The 5016-nt window shown below is 68.7% G+C and carries 5 protein-coding genes and 1 pseudogene; 4 read left to right on the plus strand and 2 right to left on the minus strand.

Annotation, left to right across the window (positions count from 1 at the left end; all coding sequences use genetic code 11):
- The first annotated feature begins 652 nt into the window (after positions 1-652).
- Positions 653-988 (plus strand): ferredoxin, encoded by a 336-nt coding sequence (locus tag D7V97_RS39825; protein ID WP_120615794.1) that lies wholly within the window; start codon positions 653-655, stop codon positions 986-988.
- Between the two features lie 68 nt (positions 989-1056).
- Here D7V97_RS39825 and D7V97_RS39830 read toward each other — a convergent pair whose 3' ends face one another.
- Positions 1057-1770, minus strand: a complete 714-nt coding sequence (locus tag D7V97_RS39830; RefSeq protein WP_120615795.1) for a Bax inhibitor-1/YccA family protein — start codon at positions 1768-1770, stop codon at positions 1057-1059.
- 75 nt (positions 1771-1845) lie between these two features.
- Positions 1846-3315: a hypothetical protein gene (locus D7V97_RS39835; RefSeq protein ID WP_120615796.1), complete on the minus strand. Its 1470-nt coding sequence runs from the start codon at positions 3313-3315 to the stop codon at positions 1846-1848.
- A gap of 141 nt (positions 3316-3456) precedes the next feature.
- Between D7V97_RS39835 and D7V97_RS39840 the strand changes: the two genes are divergently transcribed.
- The 3 genes and pseudogenes from D7V97_RS39840 to D7V97_RS39850 form a co-directional block, all read left to right on the plus strand.
- The gene (locus D7V97_RS39840; protein WP_120615798.1) at positions 3457-3897 is read left to right on the plus strand and encodes a hypothetical protein; all 441 of its coding nucleotides are present in this window, start codon (positions 3457-3459) and stop codon (positions 3895-3897) included.
- A 276-nt stretch (positions 3898-4173) separates the two neighbouring features.
- Entirely contained in the window at positions 4174-4668 is a 495-nt protein-coding gene (locus tag D7V97_RS39845; RefSeq protein ID WP_120615797.1) for a hypothetical protein, read from the plus strand.
- Positions 4669-4684: 16 nt separating this feature from the next.
- Positions 4685-5016 (plus strand): annotated as a pseudogene (locus D7V97_RS39850) (hypothetical protein); the annotation flags it as partial.

Raw genomic sequence — 5016 nt, forward strand, 5'->3', positions numbered from 1 at the left:
CCCCCCACCACCGGCTTGCCACTCAGTTCCTTCTCCATGACGCCCACCTCCAGATCCACTGAGAGTACGAATGCAAAATTTGCAAAATCGCCAACGCCGCGAGATCCCAGGGGTTCAGGTCATCACGCGAAGACAGGAGGGGAGCGGCGCCAGGATGGTTCGGGAGGGACGGAAGCCAGCCGACCCACCGCTGGACTCCGGGCCCGGGCCTGACTGCCCTCCCGCCGGGCGGGCGGATCCATATGATCGCTCGTGGGGTCCGTCAACATCGCCCGCTCCCCTATATCTAGTGTCAGAAATCAACTTACACACTTCATTTGGGGGTCCTTCTGGAGGTCAACACCCGGGGCGCTGATCGCATGCGCAGGGGGGATGAAGTCCGACCCATGGGTGGATCTAAGAACCCGTCACGGCAGTGGCAACCATGGCTTTGCTGGCAATGTATCGTCATGACGCTACAAATCCGGGCGGAAGCGTGGAGGGTGCCGCCAAGGGCCTGTGATCACTGACGGATGTTTGCTGCCAGTCCGTGCGCCCAGCGCAGGAGGGCCGGCTTGTCCGGGCGAGAAACGGGCCGGGTGGGGCGGCCCCGGACGGTCGGTTGCTGAACGGCGGCGTCGATTTCGGGGCACGGTCGCGTTAGGAGGCGGACATGCCGCCTCCCTTCGAACGTCATGTCTTCGTCTGCACCAACCGCCGCCCGGACGGGAATCCGAAGGGCTGTTGTGCCACCAAGGGCGGAGAGGAGGTCCGGGCCGCCTTCAAGGAGGAACTGGACAAGCGCGGTCTCAAACGCACCATGCGCGCCAACGCGGCGGGGTGCGTGGACACATGCGCTTTCGGCGTCTCCGTGGTCGTCTACCCGGAGGGCACCTGGTACGGCGGCGTGAAGGTGGAGGACGTGCCCACCATCGTGGAGGAGCACCTGGTGCAGGGGCGCCCCGTGGAGCGGCTCCTGATGCCCTTCAACAAGAAGGCGGAGCGCTGAAGGCGACTCCCTGAAGGGAACCGCCTCGCGCCCCGCCCTGGGGACCGCGACGTCGTGAGGGGAAGCGACTACCGGCGCTTGCCCAAGAGCCGCATCAACGACAGGAACAGGTTGATGAAGTCCAGGTAGAGGGTGAGCGCGCCCACGATGCTCACCGTCGCGTTGCTCTTGTAGCCCGTGTCCGCGTGGTACTCGCGCAGCTTCTGGGTGTCGTACGCGGTGAGGCCCGCGAAGATGAGCACGCCCGCGCAGGCGCTGACGAACGACACCGCGTCATTGCGCATGAACAGGTTCACGACGCCCGCGATGACGATGCCGACGAGGCCCATGTAGAGGAAGGTCCGCCAGCCGCTCAGGTCCTTCTTCGTCACGGTGCCGTAGACGGCCATCGTGCCGTAGACCGCCGACGTGATGAAGAACACCTGGGCGATGGAGCCCGCCGTGTAGATGAGGAAGAGCACGGACAGCGTCACGCCCGTCAGCGCCGAGTAGCCCAGGAACATCGCCGCGGCCACCGGGCCGGAGATGCGGGGCGCCAGGAACGACAGCGCCAGCACCACGCCGAACTGCACCAGCAGCAGGCCCATACGGTACTGCGCCACCGCCATCAGCATGGACTCACTGGACAGCGTCACCATCGCCATCACGCCGGTGAGGGCGAGGCCGGCGAACATCCAGCCGTGAACACGCGTCATGAACGCGCGCTGCGACTCCTGCACCAGCACCGAGTCCACTTCGCTCGCCCGCCCGCTCTGCCACCCGCCAGAAGATTCCCACGCCATGTGCTTTTAATCCTTTCGAGCCGGATGACTGCCCGGCCGGTCTCGTATGTGTAACGGGTTCCCTGGGGAGACGCCTTAAAGGGCCTTCCAGGCCAACAAAAGCTTCGCCGCGACTTCCGTCGTGATGAGTGGCAGCACGCCGCCCCCGCCCACGATGTTGACGATCTCCGACATCGACCCCCGGCAGACTCCGCCCCAGGCCGGCTGCTTCGCGATGCCCACGGAGGCATACGCCGAATAGTCGACGAAGAACGACGTGGGCAGCACCTGGTTCTGACCGCACAGCAGGTGGTCCTCCGGCTGCGTGTCCACCACCTCCTGCACCACGAACCCGCCACCCTGGGTGTCCGTGGCCGCCCGGGTGCAGAGCTGCTCCCACGTCAGGGACTCCCCGTAGGCGCCCTTGACGCGCTCTTCGTAGGGCACCGTGCCCACCGAGCGGCCGAGGAACACCGCCTTGCCGCCGTAGTCCCAGGCGCGCTTGAGCACGAAGCGGGCAGGCTCCTGGGACACGCGCGCCACGATGTCGTCCACCTTCTCCCCGGTGGTGCCCGTGCCGGGGCCGTGGCGGAAGGGGCGCGTCCAGGGCACCGCGGCGCGCACCGCCTCCAGCTCCTCCGGCGTGAGGCCCGCCTCGTCCGCGAGCGCGGGCTCCGTCAGCGCCTGCGACAGGAGCGCGAACGTCGTCTTCACCTCCACCTGCGAGGCGGGCGGGTTGAGGAACACCGCCTTCTTGCCGGGCACCGTGCCCAGGAAGTCCTCCACCCACGGGGCGGGGGACTGCTCCAGCCGGCGCACGAACAGGTGGCGGTAGACGAGGTCGTACGCCTTGCCGTTCACCATGAAGGTGTCCTCGCCGGACACGTCCTCCGGGTGCACGATGTCCGCGTCCGCGCCGAACTCGCGGAAGCGCTCGCACAGCCAGCGCAGCTCCGTCACCTGCGCGTCGTTCTTGCGGCACAGGAGCGCCACCGTGTCCGGCATCTTCCCGTTGCGCTCGGCCGCGTAGCCGTCCAGCAGCGCGCGGTACAGCGCCAGCGCGTTGCTGCCATTGAGCGTCAGCAGCGACGCGAGCCCCTTCTCCGGGTAGCGCAGGTGCCGCGCCACGACCTCGATGAAGGTGCGCGCCGCGATGTCGGAGTAGCCCTGCATGGCCGGGATGGTGGCGTTGACCTCCAGCGCCCAGGGCCGGTCCCCGGAGACGAAGTAGTCCACGCGCGTCGTCACCAGCTTGCGGCTCTCCTGCCAGGTGCGCTCGGCGAGCGTGCGCTCCAGCGGCGACAGCGCGCCCAGCAGCCGGCCTGGATCCGCGCCGGCCAGCACCGCGCGCGCCATCTTCAGCGTGGCGGACGCCAGCTTCGCGGACAAGAGCGCGCGGCGTTTGATCTCCGCGGCGTCGAGGATGACGGGCGTGGCGGTGATGGGGATGGGCTGGGTGCTGCCATCCGCCTTCGTCACGGCGAGCCCGCGCTGATAGGCCGTCTTCGCCAGCTCCGGCCCGAAATAGTGTGCCTGCCTGCGCAGGACATCCATGAACTCTTGCACGCGCGCGAACCTACGACCCCAGGGGCTCGTGGGTCCACAACCCGCGCTGCGTCGGGCTGTTCCCCAGGTCGGCTTCCCGGCTTGCGCCCGGTGCGGAGGTCGCTTAAAACAACTCAGTTGCCTTTACGAGACTGAGTGGACGTGAGCCGCTTCGAACGCCATCCCGACACCGGTCGCTCCCCGCCGCGCCTGCTGGCGCTGCCGTGGGTGCTCGTGTGCGTGCTGGTGTACGTGGGCAGCGTCCTCCACTTCGCGCTCGTGCAGCACACCACGTGCCTGGAGCACGGGGACGTGATGCACGTGAGCGAGGCGCCGCTCCAAGGGGGCCCGTCGGACGAGGAGGCCTCCTTCGACGATGCACGCGTGGCGCGGGCACCGAAGGCCCAGGTCGTTCCGCACAGCGCGGAAGCCCACTGTCACCATGCCTTCTTCCGCCGTGAGGCCCTGCCTCCGGCCGAGTCCGCTCCGATGTTGGATGCGGTCTCCACGCGCTCCAGCCCGGCGCTGGCGGTGTTCCGCTTCCACGCGGCCCCCGTCGCGCTCTTGAGGCTCGCGCCCAAGTTGTCGCCTCCGCGCGTCTGATTCCGCCCCACGAAGCCCGTCGTCTCCGCCCGGCGTGTGTCCGCGGGACGGGAAGCGCCGTGGCTCGGGGTGTCCTGTCGCGTCCGCGTTTCCGTCACCTTCCGTGACGGGCCGGCGCACGGGACTTCCGACCGCGACCTGACGCGTGCTTCGTCCCGCGCATCCCCCTTCCAGTCCCGTGTCGCGTCCGCGTGCGGTCGTCCCTTCGGGGGCGGTGCGCCGTGGGCGGCGGGGCCTGGAGTCCTCGCAGTCCATCCATCCCGTGGAGTTCCACACATGAACAAGAAGCTGCTGTCCGCCCTGTTGCTGTCCACCGCGCTCCTCGTGGTGGGTTGTGGTGATGACGCCGAAGAAGAAGGCTCCGTCGATGAAGAGGGCTGCGAGCACCTGCAGGAGGGGCCGGCCGTCAATGTCACCGCGGCCGTCACCGGCATGGGCCCCGCCGTGAGCAACAACCACACGCGCTACGACATCGCGCTCGGGGACGTGGCGGGAGGCAAGGGCGGCGCGGTGTCCTTCGCCGTCTCCGAGGCCACCGACTACGTCCTCTTCACCAGCGCCGCGGTGCCCGTGAAGGTCACCAACGGCAGCGGCGCGACGGTGGAGTTCGAGGAGAGCACCAACAGCTCCGCGCTCTGCACCGACATCCAGGGCCGCCACGTCGTGCCCCTCACCGTGGGCACGCACACACTGACCTTCGGTCCCGCGACCCTCTCCACGGTGTCGCTCGTCATCGAAGAGGGCGGCGAGCACGACCACTCGCACGAGTAGTCACGTGAGGCGCCCCATGTCCAAGAGTCCTCCTGGCGGTGCTGCCGCCGTTCTTCCCTGCGACGTTCGCCGCGACGGCGACCGGCTGTTCGACGTGGCCATGTGGTGCCTGGGCCAGGACGTGCGTTGCCCGGACGGCAACGTGCTCCTGCGCCACGGGCTGGTGCGCGAACCGCGTCCTCCGGGTGTCGAAGGGCAGAGCGCTTACCAGGGGCGGTTGGCGGACGGGAGGCGCCTCACGCTGTGGGGGTTCGGCGCGCTGTGTGACACGTGCGGCGCGTCGCTCTTCGTGCCGCGCGACGGCTTCGTGCCCCGGTGGGTGGAGGGGGCAGGCGCGCGGGCCTCCGC

It is taken from the genome of Corallococcus sp. CA053C, from assembly GCF_003611675.1.
In the GTDB taxonomy this organism is placed as follows: Bacteria; Myxococcota; Myxococcia; order Myxococcales; family Myxococcaceae; genus Corallococcus.